This is a genomic window from Cetobacterium sp. ZOR0034 (genome assembly GCF_000799075.1).
GTDB lineage: Bacteria > Fusobacteriota > Fusobacteriia > Fusobacteriales > Fusobacteriaceae > Cetobacterium_A.
This window is the reverse complement of sequence record NZ_JTLI01000006.1, coordinates 35,217-51,002: the sequence shown is the minus strand read 5'-3', so window position 1 is coordinate 51,002 and position 15,786 is coordinate 35,217. Positions and strand designations below refer to the sequence as shown.

General features: G+C 31.2%; 13 protein-coding genes and 1 riboswitch. Of the genes, 6 read left to right on the top strand and 7 right to left on the bottom strand.

Annotated features, from left to right (window positions below):
- Positions 1-6: 6 nt before the first annotated feature.
- From brnQ (L992_RS01840) to L992_RS01825, 4 genes are all read right to left on the bottom strand, one after another.
- Positions 7-1,239 (bottom strand): branched-chain amino acid transport system II carrier protein, encoded by a 1,233-nt coding sequence (gene brnQ / locus L992_RS01840; RefSeq protein ID WP_047380630.1) that lies wholly within the window; start codon positions 1,237-1,239, stop codon positions 7-9.
- A 132-nt stretch (positions 1,240-1,371) separates the two neighbouring features.
- Positions 1,372-2,214, bottom strand: a complete 843-nt coding sequence (locus L992_RS01835) for a WYL domain-containing protein (RefSeq protein WP_047394104.1) — start codon at positions 2,212-2,214, stop codon at positions 1,372-1,374.
- A gap of 76 nt (positions 2,215-2,290) precedes the next feature.
- Positions 2,291-3,802: an AbgT family transporter gene (locus L992_RS01830; RefSeq protein WP_047394132.1), complete on the bottom strand. Its 1,512-nt coding sequence runs from the start codon at positions 3,800-3,802 to the stop codon at positions 2,291-2,293.
- Positions 3,803-3,914: 112 nt separating this feature from the next.
- Positions 3,915-5,264: a sodium:alanine symporter family protein gene (locus L992_RS01825; RefSeq protein WP_047394101.1), complete on the bottom strand. Its 1,350-nt coding sequence runs from the start codon at positions 5,262-5,264 to the stop codon at positions 3,915-3,917.
- Positions 5,265-5,576: 312 nt separating this feature from the next.
- Between L992_RS01825 and brnQ (L992_RS01820) the strand changes: the two genes are divergently transcribed.
- Positions 5,577-6,839, top strand: coding sequence for a branched-chain amino acid transport system II carrier protein (gene brnQ, locus L992_RS01820; RefSeq protein ID WP_047380636.1), 1,263 nt, complete (start codon positions 5,577-5,579; stop codon positions 6,837-6,839).
- A gap of 42 nt (positions 6,840-6,881) precedes the next feature.
- Here the strand turns inward: brnQ (L992_RS01820) and L992_RS01815 are convergent, their stop codons facing one another.
- Positions 6,882-8,168 carry an NCS2 family permease gene (locus L992_RS01815; protein WP_047394097.1) on the bottom strand — a complete coding sequence of 429 codons (1,287 nt, stop codon included), beginning with the start codon at positions 8,166-8,168 and terminating at the stop codon, positions 6,882-6,884.
- Positions 8,169-8,262: 94 nt separating this feature from the next.
- Positions 8,263-8,360, bottom strand: a riboswitch (purine riboswitch).
- Between the two features lie 292 nt (positions 8,361-8,652).
- Here L992_RS01815 and L992_RS01810 point away from each other — a divergent pair.
- The 4 genes from L992_RS01810 (at position 8,653) to L992_RS01795 (ending at position 11,841) form a co-directional block, all read left to right on the top strand.
- Positions 8,653-9,150, top strand: a complete 498-nt coding sequence (locus tag L992_RS01810; RefSeq protein ID WP_047380640.1) for a PTS glucose transporter subunit IIA — start codon at positions 8,653-8,655, stop codon at positions 9,148-9,150.
- 98 nt (positions 9,151-9,248) lie between these two features.
- Complete coding sequence (locus L992_RS01805) at positions 9,249-10,091, top strand: fumarate hydratase (protein ID WP_047380642.1); 843 nt, start codon at positions 9,249-9,251, stop codon at positions 10,089-10,091.
- Complete coding sequence (locus tag L992_RS01800; RefSeq protein ID WP_047394095.1) at positions 10,088-10,630, top strand: Fe-S-containing hydro-lyase; 543 nt, start codon at positions 10,088-10,090, stop codon at positions 10,628-10,630. The genes L992_RS01805 and L992_RS01800 overlap by 4 nt, the downstream gene beginning before the upstream one ends.
- 35 nt (positions 10,631-10,665) lie before the next feature.
- Positions 10,666-11,841, top strand: coding sequence for an NADP-dependent malic enzyme (locus L992_RS01795; protein ID WP_047380646.1), 1,176 nt, complete (start codon positions 10,666-10,668; stop codon positions 11,839-11,841).
- Positions 11,842-11,880: 39 nt separating this feature from the next.
- On the opposite strand, the gene L992_RS01790 is transcribed toward L992_RS01795, so the two are convergent.
- Together L992_RS01790 and dapF are read right to left on the bottom strand one after the other, a co-directional pair.
- Positions 11,881-13,179: a hemolysin family protein gene (locus tag L992_RS01790; protein ID WP_047380648.1), complete on the bottom strand. Its 1,299-nt coding sequence runs from the start codon at positions 13,177-13,179 to the stop codon at positions 11,881-11,883.
- Positions 13,170-14,000: a diaminopimelate epimerase gene (dapF, locus tag L992_RS01785; protein WP_047380649.1), complete on the bottom strand. Its 831-nt coding sequence runs from the start codon at positions 13,998-14,000 to the stop codon at positions 13,170-13,172. Before dapF ends, L992_RS01790 begins: the two co-directional genes overlap by 10 nt.
- A 159-nt stretch (positions 14,001-14,159) precedes the next feature.
- Here dapF and L992_RS01780 point away from each other — a divergent pair, with 159 nt between their 5' ends.
- Positions 14,160-15,749 carry a ClC family H(+)/Cl(-) exchange transporter gene (locus tag L992_RS01780; protein ID WP_047394093.1) on the top strand — a complete coding sequence of 530 codons (1,590 nt, stop codon included), beginning with the start codon at positions 14,160-14,162 and terminating at the stop codon, positions 15,747-15,749.
- Positions 15,750-15,786 lie beyond the last annotated feature (37 nt).

Genomic DNA, 15,786 nt, shown 5'->3' with positions numbered 1-15,786 from the left:
TTTTTATTATTTTTTTGTTATTTTTGCCAAAACAAAGGCTACTATTCCCGGTACTATCCAAGGAAAACCTAAATCTGCAAGTGGAATAATTGATAAATCTATCTTTAATACCTCTAGTGTACTAACTATCAAAGTAACTAAAGCTGTAAAAATATAACAATTTTTATTTTCAACACCAAAAACGTTTAAAACAATTAAAACAATTGTCAATGGATATAATATTACTAATACAGGAATAGCTAAGTTAATTATATAATCTAATCCCGCTACTGCTAAAACTGCTGAAAATACACAAGTTATAATCGCAACATTTTTATAAGAAATTCCCATTAACTTTGAGAACCAATCACTAACTAAAGCTGTCAATCCAACAGATGTTGTCAAACATGCTGCCGCAACGCATATTCCAAATGCCAATTTACCCGAACTACCAAGTGTTAATTCTGCTATAGTCAAAGCTATTTGAGCTGTTGATAAATTTTTCATAAAACTAATTTGAGACCCCAAGTATATCAAACTAAAATATATTACTCCTAGTCCTATTGCTGCTATTACTCCTGCTCCCGTTAAGAACGATTTTTGTTCTTTAGAATCTTTTATTCCTTTCGTTTCTAAACCTTTAATTATTACAACTCCAAATAAAACTGAAGCTAAAGCATCCATTGTTTGATAACCATTTATAAATCCATATGCAAATTGACTTCCTTTTACAGTTGTTGGAATTGCTTCTCCAATTGGATTCAAAATACCAAATATAGTTATAAGAACTAATATAACTAAAATAATTGGTGTTAAAAATTTTCCTAGAATATCTGTTACCTTAGATTCATTCATTACTAAAAATAATGTAATCGTAAAAAACAGTACTGAACACGCTATCGCCATCAATTTAGGATTTGCTCCCCCTATTAATGGTAGAACTCCCATTTCAAATGTTGTCGATCCGGTTCTAGGGATTGCAAATAATGGCCCTATAACTAAAATAAGTGTTGTTAAATAAGCCTTGTTAAATTTTTGTGATACTTTGCTTGCAAACTCATCCAATGTTCCACCTTTTGTAAAGGCTAATATTCCCAATAGTGGCAATCCTACTCCAGTTACAAAAAAACCTATTCCAGCTGAAATCCAACTTTGCCCAACTGCAACCCCTAACGAAGGGGGAAATAATAAATTTCCTGCTCCAAAAAACATTGAAAATAATGCCAACCCTAAAACAACAATCTCTTTTCTCTTATTCATACGTCCTCCCCATATAAAATTTATTAAAAAAGCAATCTTGAATATTAAGATTGCTTTTTATTTTAATAATTATTTTTAATTTTTGTTAATAATAACACTTTTTTTTCGTTATTTCAAGTGTTTATACAATTCTTATTCATATATCTTATATGCTTCTAAAAAAGATTTCTTCAATTCATCCTTTAATTTTTGAGGTTCTATTATTCGTACTTCTTTCAAAAAAGATGCAAAATAAAATTTCGCATTTTCCAAAGTCATTTCAAAGAAATATATATCCTCTTCTTTTTTTATCAACTTCGGTTTATAGTTTGTAAAACTTTTTAGCATACTCTCACCTCGTGGAGTAAATCTTGCTTTTATTATTAACCTCTCACCTAAAAATGGATCAAAGTTTTTTCTCATATTTTCAATATACTTTTTATCTCTAACTTGAATCTTTTCATTTAAAGTTCCTAAAATAATAGCATCCTTTAATTTTATACTTCTATATATTTTATTTTCATCATCATATGCAAATATAAAGTTTTCGTCTCCTTGATCCTCTCTTTTTATAAAATATGGTGATATTGTAAAACTCTCTTCCATGTATAAGATTCTCATTTTAACCTTATTTTTTATTGCTTCTAAAACAGCTTTATAGGTTTCTTGAAATATAAAAATTTCTCTCTGATATTTAAATTGAGATGAATAAACTTCAAATAATTCTCTAAAAAATTCAGCTTCAACATCTACATCATTTGCTTTCAATATATCATAATATATCCCTTTGTTTGAAACATTCAAATCAAATTGTATAACTTTTTTCAAAGGTCTTCCTTGAGGTTCAATAAATCTATCAAGATCAAACTTTTTAGAATATTTAAATTTATCTAAAATAAAATTACAAAGTTTATTGTTGTTTATCCCGAACTCTTCTGAATCTTTTTTTAAAAGTCTCCAAATATCTTCCGAAACTGTAACCCTAATCTTCTTCATCATCTATCTCCCATATTTTTCTTTGTATTATTATATATTAATTTTTAAAAAAAATCTATGAGAATATCCTGTCACATTAAAAACCTTTTAATAAAATATCTATTTCTGGACCTATAGGAAATCCACTTAACATCCATATCGCTAAGAATATAGACCACCCAATCATGAATACAATAGAGTATGGTAGCATTATAGATATTAAAGTTCCAATCGATGATTTCTTATCATATTTTTGCATAAATACAATTATCATAGCAAAATATGACATTAAAGGAGAGATTATATTCGTAGTCGAATCTCCTATTCTATATGCTAATTGAGTGAATTCAGGTGAATAGCCTATTCTCATTAACATCGGTACAAATACTGGAGCTAAAATAGCCCATTTAGCTAACGCCGACCCCATAAATAGATTCAAGAATCCTACAATCATTATAAATCCTATAATTAATGGAATTCCTCCTATTCCTGTTGTTTCTAAGAAGTCTGCACCTTTTACAGCTAGTATCGTTCCTAAATTTGTATATCCAAAATATGCTATAAACTGAGCTGCAAAGAATACCAAAACTATATATCCTGCCATACCTTCCATAGACTTTGTCAACATCCCCATCACATCATTATCATTTTTTATTGTTCCAATAGATTTACCATACGCTAATCCTGGAATTGCAAAGAATAAAACAATTGCAGGAACTAATCCACTCAATAAGAAATTTTTACCTAAAGCAAAATATACTGGAATTAATATTATAATTACTACTATTGTGGCTATTCCGGCAATTCTTAAAGCATTTTTCTCCTCTTGAGTTATCTGTTCTAATTCTATTTTTTCTTCTCCAATATATTTTCCTAATCTCGGTTCAACAATTTTAGAGTTTACTAAAGTTCCTAAAATAGTAATTACAAATGTTGAGGCAATCATAAAATACCAATTTGCAGATGGTGAAACAACATAATTTGGATCTAGAATCTTAGCAGCTTCAGTTGAAATTCCTCCTAAAAGTGGATCTAAAGCTCCTATTAACAAGTTAGCTGAAAACCCTCCTGAAACTCCTGCAAACGCAGCTGCTAAACCCGCTATAGGATGTCTTCCAAACGATAAGAATATCAATGCAGCTAAAGGTGGTAATACTACATAACCTGCATCTGCCGCTACATTCGACATTATTCCTAAAAATATAACCATCATAGTCACCATTTTTTTAGGTGTTGATAATGCTACCTTTCTTAAAATAGTTGCAATTAAGCCCGATCTTTCAGCTATTCCTATACCTATCATAGCCACTAGTACTGTTCCTAGCGGAGCAAAATCTGTAAAGTTTTTTACCATAGAATTAAATATATAGTTTATACCCTCTTTTGTCATTAGAGAATTAGTATAAATTGTCATCTCTTCTGTCTTTAAACTTCTTCCGTTTATTCCTACAAAACTCACTGACCAGCCTAAAGCTCCACCTATCCCTGATATTAAAATAACAACTAAAGCTAGTATTGCAAATAAAGTTCCTGGATTAGGTAAAGCATTCCCACCTTTTTCTATTATATTTAAAAAACTATCCACTAAGCCTTTTTTCTTTTTTTGTATCTCAGTCTGCATTTTTCCTCCCGTTTGTAATTTTTTATGTATAAACCTATTTAATTAAAAAATGCATACTCATTTTTTTAATTACTCAATAGTGTTTCTGTTAAAATGTTTTTTAGATATTTATTTTTCTTTTATCTTTTATTTTCGCTTCATATCTTTCTAAGTGTGATACCGCTTCTCCTATTAGTGGTGATATTGCTACTAGATTTAAAACTGTCATCAATCCTAATCCGAAGTCTGCTAGAGACCACACAAAGAAATTCTGTTCTACGGCTCCTATATAAACCATTGCTATCACAACAACTTGATACATTAAATTTACATTCGGATTTTCACTTATAAAATAAAGCGCATTTCTTCCGTAAAAAGTAACTCCTAATATTGTACTAAACGAGAAGAAGAATAGAATAACCACAGTAAATGGTGCTCCAATCCAACCAATATGACTTTTTAAAGCTTCTTGGAATAAAACCATTCCTCCTAATCCCTCAACAGCAACTCCATCTGCTAGTAATATAACAAAAGCTGTCGCACTACAAATTACTAACGTATCTACAAAAACACTTAACGATTGAACCATTCCTTGCTTAACTGGCTCATCGACATCTGCTAGTGCTGCTGCATAATTTCCATTTCCACTTCCTGCTTCATTTGAAAATAATCCTCTTCTAACCCCTTGCATTATAACTCCACCTAATGCTCCACCAGCAAATTGATTCACTCCAAAAGCAGCAGAGAATATTTTTGTGAATACAGCTGGAATTCCCGTTATATTTGTAATTAGTATGTATAATACCACTGCTAAATATGTAACTGCCATTGCTGGGACTATTTTATTTAAAGCTGCTACTATCTTATCTTTTTTACCTTTTCCAAAAATTGTCAGCGCCACTAAGCTCGATAAAATTATACCGACTATCATCGGTTTTATTTTATATGCTCCTACTATAGATTCTGTAACTGAGTTTGACATAACTTGGATAACCCCTACATAACACAGTAAAGAAGCTATTGCATAAGCCACTCCTAGCCACTTCTTTTTAAGTCTATTTTTTATTATCCACGGTGTTCCACCTCTATAACTTCCATCTTCAGATTTTTCACGATAAATAACCGCTAAAATCGATTCTATAAATGATGTCGATGCTCCTAATAGTGCCACAACCCACATCCAAAATAATGCTCCTGGCCCACCTATAGAGATAGCTGCCACAACTCCTGCTATATTACCTGCTCCAACTCTACAAGCCGTTCCCAAATAAAAAGCTTCTAGTGAACTCATTCCTTCTCCATCTGTATTTTCACCTTTTAAAGTTTTAACTATTTCACCAAATAATCTAACTTGCATGAATTTTGTTTTATAACTCGCATATAACGCCATCCCTATTAACATAACTACCAAAATATTTTTTTCCCATAGAATTGTATTAACAACATCTATTATTTGCTTTATCCATTGCATTTTTGCCTCCTTGACTGCTTATTTTTTAAGTATATTTCTTATCTATAATCCTAGCATTTATTATTTTTATTTAGTAGATAACAATTTTTTTATTTTTTTGTTCGTATTTTAAAACTATAAAAGCTTGATTTTATTGATGTTTCTCTTTTTAGTTGACGTTTTTTCTGTTCTATGTACTATTTTTTAAGTACACTTATGCTTTATTTTAAATATTTAAACTTGCTTTTTTTTCATTTTTTTGATACAATTTTGCTAATTATTTAAACACACACATTTTTTTAATACTATAATACTTAAATTTTGGAGGTTATAATGAACAAAAAGAAAGAGATATTAATTTTAGGGTTCGCCCTATTCTCTATGTTTTTCGGTGCTGGAAACTTACTATTCCCACCTTCTGTTGGAGTTGCTGTTGGTCAAGATTGGTTTCAAGCTGGTTTAGGATTTTTCCTTACAGGAATTGGTTTACCATTATTAGGAATTTTAGCTTTTACCAAAGTTGGGAGTCTTGAAGAGTTTGCAAATAAAGTTTCAACTAAATTTAATACTGTTTATTCTACTGTATTGATATTAGTTATTGGTCCTCTATTCGCTATTCCAAGAACTGGCTCTACAACATTTGAAATGGGAGTTCTTCCTTTATTTCCAAATGCTAATCCAACTATTATTGCAATCATCACTTCAATAATATTTTTTGGTATTACTCTATTCTTAGTTTTAAATGAATCTAGCATAACTGATATTCTTGGAAAATTTCTTACTCCAGTTATTTTATTTATTCTATTTTTAATAACTATACTTGGTATTACTGGCAATCTAGGAACACCTGTCGAATCCACTATTTCAACTAATCCTCTTTCTTATGGATTTATAAGTGGTTATCAGACTATGGATGCTCTCGCTTCTGTTTTATTCGGAGTGATTATTATCAGTGGACTTGAAGGAAAAGGTATAAAAGATAAAAATGAACAAAAAATGTTTTTAAGTAATGCTGGTTTTATAGCTGCTATAGGATTAGGTTTTATTTATTTAAGTTTAATATATTTAGGTGCACAGATTAGTAGTATCAAGGGATTAACTACTGCGCAAACAACACTGACTCTTGCTCAGCTTACTTTAGGAGATGTTGGAAAAATCGCTTTTGGAATTTGCGTTGCTGCTGCATGTCTTACTACTTCTGTTGGATTAGTTGCTCTCGCTAGTGATTGGTTCTCAAAATTAACTAAAATTTCATATAAAAAAATAGCTATAGGTATGTGTATTTTCTCTACAATACTCTCTGTTGCTGGATTGGACTACATTATTAGTTTATCTGTTCCTGTTCTAGTTATACTATATCCTGTAACTATCGTGCTTATTTTATTAAATATTTTAGGAGTTAAAAATCACTTTACGTTCAAAGCTGTCGTAACTGTAACGCTTATTATCAGTATTGCAGAAACTTTTAAAATTGATTTAAACTTCATTCCTTTAGCTAAAGCTGGATTCCCATGGATTATGCCATCTTTAATAACTTTCTTTGGAAGTATGATTTTTAAAAACGAGCAAAATATTAATTTAGAAAATAGAGCTTAAATAGAAAAGGAGTTTATCACTCAAGATAAACTCCTTTTTTTATTATTTAAACATTAATTCTACAACTGAGAAGAATCCAATTATCCACATAATTGGTTTTATATTTGTAACTTTTCCACTAAATACTGAAACTACTATGTAAGATATAAATCCAAATGATATTCCAATTGAAATACTATAAGTCAACGGCATCATTATTATTATTAAGAAACATGGAATTGCTACTTCTATATTATGGAAATCAATATCTAATAGATTTTTAAACATATATACTCCAACTAATATAAGCGCTGGTGCTGTTGCAAATGCAGGTACTACCCCAATGATTGGTGAGAAGAATAATGATACCGCAAACAATATCGCTGTTGTTAGTGCTGTAAGACCTGTTCTTCCTCCTACCGCTATTCCAGATGCAGATTCTACGAACGTTGTTGTCGTTGATGTTCCTAAAAGTGATCCAATTACTGTTGCTATCGCATCAGCTTCTAATATTTTGCTTACATTCTTTATTTTACCCTTTTCATCTATCATTTCTGCTTCGTGAGCACAAGCCATTATTGTTCCTAAAGAATCAAATAAATCAACAAACATGAATGAGAATATCGATCCTAAGAATATCGGTTTTATTGCTCCTAAAACATCTAACTTTAAAGCTATTGGTGCTGGACTCGGTGGCATTGAAATTATTTGAGAAGGTAGTTCTACCGCTCCAAATATTATTCCTAGAACTGTTGTTGTAACAATTCCTATTAATATTCCACCTTTTACTTTTTTCATCTCTAATAATCCCATGATTGCAAATCCAATCAATCCTAAAACTACATTTAAATTAAATTTTCCTAAGGCTACAATTGTTGCTGGATTACTTACTATAAGTCCCATTCCTTGCATTCCTAAAAACGCTATAAACAACCCTATTCCTGCACCAACAGCTAATCTTAACTCTGCCGGTATTGCATCAATTATTTTCTCTCTTAATCCTGAGAATGTTAATGCTAAGAATATAACCCCAGATATAAATACCACTCCTAGAGCTTGCTCCCAAGTCGCTCCGTTTCCTAAAACCAATGTAAAAGTAAAGAATGCATTTAATCCCATTCCTGGTGCCATTGCTAATGGAGCGTTAACCCAAAAAGCTGTTATCGCAGTTCCTATTGCTGATGCTAAACATGTTACAGTTATTAAAGCTCCTTTATCCATTCCAGTCATCGATAAGATTGACGGATTAACAAATATAATATACGCCATTGTTAAAAATGTTGTAACCCCTGCTATTATCTCCTGTCTTACTGTTGTTCCGTGTTCCTTTAATTGAAACAATCTTTCCATGTTTCCCTCCTAAATTTTATTTTAAATATTTTTATTATTATTTACTCTGAAAATAAAAAAAACCTGTGTAAACAGGTCAAAAAAACTTAAATAAAAAATCTAAGTTTTGACCCATAGAAAGCTATTTAAGGTAGCTCGTAGAAACTCTTCGCCGTATTCGAAGTATATATGGTTCAAAATATAACTTTACTTCAATATTAAAGTTTTATTTTAAATTTGTCAAGTTTTATTTAATTTCCATTCACTCTTTTAAGTAAACGACTATTAATGTAATTAATCAACACATAAGTTTTTTTTATTGTTCAAAAAAATATAAATAATTTTCTAGGAAAATATTTAATACTTATGATATAATTTATTTATAGTACATAGAGTTTTCTTTTATTCTTTGTATGCTTTTCTTTAAAAATATTATTGATTTAATGAACTAAATGTGAAATAATACTACATATGTTTCGCATTTAATTTGAAAGGAGATTTGACTATGGGATTATTTGATTTCTTTAAAAAGAAAAAAGAGGATGAGTGGTTCAATATTTACTCACCATTAAACGGAAAAGTTATTCCTTTAAGCGAAATACCAGATGACGCTTTCTCTCAAAAAATGATTGGAGACGGATGTGGAATCGACCCTACTGAGGGAGCTATATGCTCACCTGTAGCTGGTGAAATTGATATTTTCGCTACTAACCACGCAGTTAGTTTTGAAGTTTCTAACGGACTTGAGTTAATTGTTCACTTTGGTATTGACACAGTAAAATTAAACGGAGAAGGATTCACTAGAGTCGCTGAACCTGGATCAACTGTAGAGGTTAAAGATGAACTTATTAAATACGATTTAGCTTATATTAAAGAAAATGCTAAATCAACTAAAACTCCTGTTATTATCGCTAACATGGACCAAGTTGAAGCATTAGAAGTTGTTGCTTCTGGGGATGTTAAAATAGGAGACCTTTTAATGAGAGTTAAAATCAAAAAGTAATTTTTTTAAGAAGGTACCTCTTTGTTGTTTTTAATAAAGATGGTGCCTTTCTTTAATTTTATAGACAAAAAGCATACACAGAAATTAAGGAGGAAAAAATGAAGGTACTAGATTTAGATTTAGTTACTAATGAGGTGGCTAGACTTTGTATTGAAGCCAACTACTTCATTGGAAATGACGTTCTAAACAAGATTAAAGAATGTCAAACTACAGAAACAAGTGAATTAGGTAAGGTGATTTTAAGCCAAATCATCGAGAATGATGAGATTGCTGCTAAAGATAATGTTCCTATGTGTCAGGATACTGGTCTCGTTGTTGTATTTTTAGAAATTGGAACAGAAGTAAAAATTAATGGGGATATCTACTCTGCTGTAAACGCTGGAGTTGCTAAAGGATATAAAGATGGATATTTAAGAAAATCTGTTATAAAACATCCTCTTGACAGAATAAATACTCAGGATAATACTCCTGCAGTTATTCACACTAAGCTTATCCCTGGTTCAGATAAAGTTAAAATAGTAGTTGCCCCTAAAGGTGGAGGCTCTGAAAATATGAGTACCTTAAAAATGTTCAAGCCAGCTGATGGAGTTGAAGGTATTAAAAAATTCGTAGTAGATAGTATCAAAAATGCTGGTGGAAATCCTTGTCCCCCTATCATTGTTGGTGTTGGAATCGGTGGAAACTTTGAAAGATGTGCTGAACTAGCTAAAGAAGCACTTTTAAGAGAGATTGACGATATTAATCCTGATCCAATTGCTGGCGCTTTAGAAGCAGAACTTTTAGAATTAATTAACAATACAAATGTTGGCCCTCAAGGTCTTGGTGGAAAAACTACAGCATTAGCTGTCAAAGTTGAAACTCAAGCTTGCCACTTCGCTTCTTTACCTGTTGCTGTTAATTTGAACTGTCATGCCGCTAGACACAAGGAGGTTACATTATGATTAAACTAACTACTCCACTAAGAGATGAAGATATTAAAAAATTAAAATCTGGTGATGCCGTTTCTATTACAGGAACTATATATACTGCTAGAGATGCTGCACATGCTAGACTAGTTAAACTTCTAGAAGAAGGTAAAGAGTTACCTTTCGATGTGAAAGGTCAAATAATATATTATGCTGGTCCTACTCCAGCAAAACCTGGTCAACCAATTGGAAGCTGTGGACCTACTACTAGTTATAGAATGGATTCTTACTCTCCTGAAATTTTAGACCAAGGTCTTAAAGGAATGATTGGAAAAGGTGCTAGAGACCAAAAAGTTAGAGATTCCATTGTTAAAAATAGTGCTATCTATTTTGCTGCAGTTGGTGGTGCTGCTGCTCTTATAGCTAAATCTGTTAAAAGCAGTGAAATTATCGCTTATGAAGATTTAGGTGCCGAAGCTATTAGAAAACTTGAGGTTGTTGATTTCCCCGCTATTGTTATAAACGATACGGAAGGAAATGATTTATACGAAATTGCTAGAAATAGCTCAAAATAAATAATAAAATAAATTTAATTAAAGGGGTAATTTTTATGTCTACAGTTTTTGAAAAATCTTTAGAATTACATGAAGCTCACTTAGGAAAAATCGAAGTGATTTCAAAGGTGGCTGTCACAAATAAAGAGGAGTTAAGTCTTGCTTATTCTCCAGGAGTTGCAGCACCTTGTATGGCAATTAAAGAAGATGTAGAGAATGTTTATAAATACACATCAAAAGGAAATATGGTTGCTGTTGTAACTGATGGTTCTGCTGTTTTAGGTTTAGGAAATATCGGTCCTGAGGCTGCGCTTCCTGTTATGGAGGGAAAAGCTATTCTCTTTAAACAATTCGCTGGAGTAGATGCTTTCCCAATATGTTTAGATACTCAAGATACAGAGGAGATTATAAAGGCAGTTAAACTTATAGCTCCTGGATTTGGTGGAATAAATCTTGAAGATATCTCTGCTCCTAGATGTGTAGAGATTGAAACTAGACTTAAAGAGGAACTAAATATCCCTGTTTTCCACGATGATCAACATGGAACTGCAATTGTTGTTGTTGCTGCTCTTATCAACTCTTTCAAGTTAGTTAACAAATCATTTGAAACTGCTAAATTTGTTGTTAGTGGTGCTGGAGCTGCTGGAAGTTCTATTATCAAGCTTCTTATCAAAATGGGTGCCAAAGATATCGTTGTTAATGATATTGATGGTATAATAACTAGAGATAATAAAGCTCAATACAACTTCTTAAAATCAGAAATTGCTGATATTACAAATCCTAATAACATCAAAGGAAGTTTAAAGGAAGCAGTTGAGGGTAGAGATGTATTTATTGGAGTTTCTGCGGCTAATATTCTTTCAATTGAGATGGTTAAAACTATGAACAAAGATTCTATAGTTTTTGCTATGGCTAATCCAAATCCTGAAATCATGCCCGAAGATGCAATTGCTGGAGGTGCTAGAATAGTTGGTACAGGAAGATCTGATTATCCTAATCAAGTTAATAACGTTTTAGCTTTCCCTGGAATCTTCAGAGGAGCTTTAGATGCTAAAGCTAAAAAAATAACAGAAGAGATGAAGATTGCTGCTGCTGTTGGAATTGCTAAGCTTGTTTCTGAAGAGGAACTAACTTCTGAATATGTTATTCCTAATGCTTTTGATCCTAGAGTTGCTACAGTTGTAGCTGATGAGGTTAAAAGAATAGCTAAAGAACAAAATATAACTAGATAATAAAAAAAGTGGCCTTAAAATTTAAGGTCACTTTTTTTATTATTCATCAATACTTTCTTTTAATTCTTTATCTTCTTTTATTACTAACAACTGATCTATTTTAAAATTATCTACATCTACAACTTCAAAACTATATCCATTATATTCTATATGTGCTCCCTTTTTAGGGATACTTTTTAGCATATACATCATAAATCCTGCTATAGTTTCATAACTATCCTCTTCTGGGAATGATTCTATCTCTAAAACTTTTTTAACATCTTCTATTGCCGTAACACCATCTATCAACCAAGAACCATCGCCTCTTTTTATTATATACTCCTCTTGCATCGGATATACAACATCTCCCATCAAAGTAGATACAACATCATTTAAAGTTATCACTCCAACAACATGAGCATACTCATTTAAAATCACCGCGAAATCTTCTCTAGCTTCATTAAATCTATCTAACATTTCAGATAAAGTTAAAGTATTTGGTATAATCAAAATATTTCTATTTGTAATCTCTTTTATATTTTGAAGGCCACTTGATTCTCCTTTTAAAATTCTTGGAAGAATATCTTTTGATCCAACATAACCATAAATAGAATCGATATCACTCTCACAAACCAAAAACTTTGAATGAGGATACTCTGCAATCTTTTGCTTTATACTTTCTTCTGTCTCTTCTAATGTAAAATAAACTATCTCATCTCTTGTTGTCATTGCTGATGACACCCATCTTTGCTCTAACTCAAAAACGTTCTCTATCAAGTGATGTTCTTTTGTATGAACAACTCCTGCTTCCGCTCCAGCATCTACTAGTGCAAATATATCATCATGAGTTATCAATTCATCTCTTGAAATAGGTGTATCAAAAATTTTAAATACCATATTTGCGACTCCATTAAAAACCCATACAATAGGTGTTAATAATTTTATTGTTAAACTCATTGGATTCACCAAAGTTACCGCTATCTTTTCAGGATAAACCATCGCTAATCTTTTAGGAATCAAATCTGCAAATTCAACAAATGCACCTGTTACAAAAGCAAATGATATTAAAAATGCAACTGTTGGATTTGAAATATATTTATTTAAAATAGGTGATAAAATACCATCTCCTATTATCCCGGCTAATATCGCTACAATATTTAACCCTATTTGAACTGTAGTAAAAAAATTCCCCGGATTACTTTGTAAATCTATTACTTTTTTCGCATTAAAATTTCCCTCATCAACTAGAAGTTGCAACTTTATTTTTCTAGCTCCTGCTAATGATATCTCTGCCATTGAGAAAAAGGCACTTATTAAAATCAAAAATATTATAAATACAATTTTTTCTGCTATTCCCATTCTATCTCTCCTTTAAATGTGGTCTCTGCTGCTCCTGTCATAAAGATATCTTCTCCATCTATCTTAATTTTTAACACTCCACCCTCTGTTTCTACCATAACCTCTTCATCTACCAAATCTAACAAATTGGCTATATACGCTCCTGAACAAGAACCCGTTCCACACGCTAGTGTTCTTCCAGCACCTCTCTCCCACGTTTTTATTTTTAATCTTTTTTTATCTAAAATCTCTATGAAGTTTACATTAATTCTCTTTGGAAATACTTTATGTTTTTCCATCTCTTCTCCAACTTTATTTACATCAACTCTCTCTAAATTATCTTTTATTATAACTGCATGTGGAACTCCTATCAGCACTGCTGAGTATTCAAACTCTTCTCCACCTACACTAATTATCTCTCTTAATATATTTTTAGAATTTGAATCAACAGGAATCTCTTTTGGAGTCATTCTTGCTTTTCCCATGTAAATAGTAACCTCTTTGACAATATCTTTTTCTATTTTTAAATATGATGTTTTTACTCCATCACCCGTTTCTATTTTTATCTCATCAGTATCTACAAGTTTCTCTTCATATACAAATTTCGAAAAACATCTAATTCCATTTCCACACATTTCACCTTTTGACCCATCTGAATTATAGTACACCATTTTTATATCTGCAATTTCACTCTTCTCTGCTACCATTAATCCATCGCCACCAATACCATAACGTCTATCACAAAGCTTTTTAGCTATTTTTGAATAGTCTTCATAAGTATTTCTTATCCCATCTAATAGTATAAAATCATTGCCTGCACCTTGCATTTTTTTAAATCTCATAATCAATCACCTCATTAAATTTAAACTATTCTCTTACACTATATTCTACCCTATCCTTTCATATAACGCAAGCTTTCCCTTTTGTTTGATTCTACTTTACTTTTTATATCTTTTATGTTACTATTCCCGAGTAATATAACACATTCTCAAGGAGATTTTATGATTGAAAAAAGAAATATTCAAAATCATGTTGAACTTCTCCAAAAAGGAAATAAGGGATTGTATGGTCTTTCAATACTAGTCGGTATTACAACTGGAATAACTGTTTCAGTTTATAGATATGGACTATCTTTTGCAGAACATCTTAGAAGTCAATATCTTAATAAAGAACTGTTAACCAATCCAATAAAACTTATTTTTATTTGGGGTATTTTTATCGCAATAGGACTTTTCGTAGATTACATATCTAGAAAATTTCCTACAACTGGAGGAAGTGGTATTCCTCAAGTGAAAGCTCTAATTTTAAGAAAATTAGATTATCTATTTTGGTTTAAAGAACTGCTTGTAAAATTCTTTGGAGGTTTATTAGGAATTGGAGCTGGTTTATCTCTTGGTAGAGAAGGACCTTCTGTACAATTAGGATCATATATCGGATATGGTGTCACTAAAATTTTCAAAAGAGATTATACTGATGAAAAATACTTAGTGACTGCGGGATCAAGTGCTGGATTGGCCGGAGCTTTTGGAGCTCCATTATCAGGAGTTATTTTTAGTATGGAAGAACTTCATCGTTTCTTCTCATCTAAACTAATCATTTGTACTTTCTTAGCTAGTATCTGTTCAAACTTTATGGCTAGAAGAATTTTTGATATGAATCCATCTTTTGATTTATATACTAAATATCCTACAAATATAAATCCATATCTTCAATTTTTATTTTTTATAATTTTTGGAGTTATCCTTGCGTTTTGTGGAAAGTTTTTTACTTTTTCATTAATTAAAACTCAAGATATTTTTAAAGGAGTAAAATTACCTCGAGCTTTTAAAATATCATTTGTAATGACATTATCATTTATAATATGTTTTATTATGCCTGATATAACAGGTGGTGGACATCATTTAGTTGAAGAACTACCACATTTAAATCAAACAATCATATTTTTAATATTTGTTCTATTAGCTAAACTTTTTTTCACAACAATATCATACGCTACTGGTTTCCAAGGTGGAATTTTTTTACCAATGCTTGTTTTAGGGGCTATTTTAGGAAAAATATACGCTCTTATACTTATTAGTAACTTTGGTGTTGGAAATGACTTTATTGTCCATTATATGATTTTAGGTATGGCTGGTTTCTTTGTTGCTGTAGTTAGAGCACCCATAACCGGAACAATTTTGATTCTAGAAATGACTGGAAGCTTTGATCATCTCTTAGCTATTGCTACTATATCTATCGTAGCCTATTATATAACTGATATTTTAAAACTTGAACCTATATATGAGATTCTTTATGATAGAATGCCTAAGAAAAAGCTAAACGATGATCTTGAAGAGGACCGTCACGAACATCTAGATAAAACACTTATCTGTATTCCAGTTTCTGCTGATTCAGATTTTGAAAACAAATTGATAAAAGATATCAACTGGCCAAAACATACTCTAGTCGTTGCTATTAGAAGAGCTGAAGTTGAGTATATACCTAAAGGAAGTTCTCAAATTTTAGCAGGGGATGTTCTTGTTTTACTACTACCTAGTAAACAAGCAGATAAATTAAATGAAGACCTATTCAAAATGGGAACATCTCATTAATTTTTTTAGGAAATCATTGACATTTTTTTTAAATAAT

Bases quoted from the DNA above. Each gene is read 5' to 3' on its own strand.
- brnQ (WP_047380630.1), bottom strand. From the start codon at position 1,239: ATGAATAAGAGAAAAGAGATTGTTGTTTTAGGGTTGGCATTATTTTCA.
- L992_RS01835 (WP_047394104.1), bottom strand. From the start codon at position 2,214: ATGAAGAAGATTAGGGTTACAGTTTCGGAAGATATTTGGAGACTTTTA.
- L992_RS01825 (WP_047394101.1), bottom strand. From the start codon at position 5,264: ATGCAATGGATAAAGCAAATAATAGATGTTGTTAATACAATTCTATGG.
- brnQ (WP_047380636.1), top strand. From the start codon at position 5,577: ATGAACAAAAAGAAAGAGATATTAATTTTAGGGTTCGCCCTATTCTCT.
- L992_RS01815 (WP_047394097.1), bottom strand. From the start codon at position 8,168: ATGGAAAGATTGTTTCAATTAAAGGAACACGGAACAACAGTAAGACAG.
- L992_RS01810 (WP_047380640.1), top strand. From the start codon at position 8,653: ATGGGATTATTTGATTTCTTTAAAAAGAAAAAAGAGGATGAGTGGTTC.
- L992_RS01805 (WP_047380642.1), top strand. From the start codon at position 9,249: ATGAAGGTACTAGATTTAGATTTAGTTACTAATGAGGTGGCTAGACTT.
- L992_RS01800 (WP_047394095.1), top strand. From the start codon at position 10,088: ATGATTAAACTAACTACTCCACTAAGAGATGAAGATATTAAAAAATTA.
- L992_RS01795 (WP_047380646.1), top strand. From the start codon at position 10,666: ATGTCTACAGTTTTTGAAAAATCTTTAGAATTACATGAAGCTCACTTA.
- L992_RS01790 (WP_047380648.1), bottom strand. From the start codon at position 13,179: ATGGGAATAGCAGAAAAAATTGTATTTATAATATTTTTGATTTTAATA.
- dapF (WP_047380649.1), bottom strand. From the start codon at position 14,000: ATGAGATTTAAAAAAATGCAAGGTGCAGGCAATGATTTTATACTATTA.
- L992_RS01780 (WP_047394093.1), top strand. From the start codon at position 14,160: ATGATTGAAAAAAGAAATATTCAAAATCATGTTGAACTTCTCCAAAAA.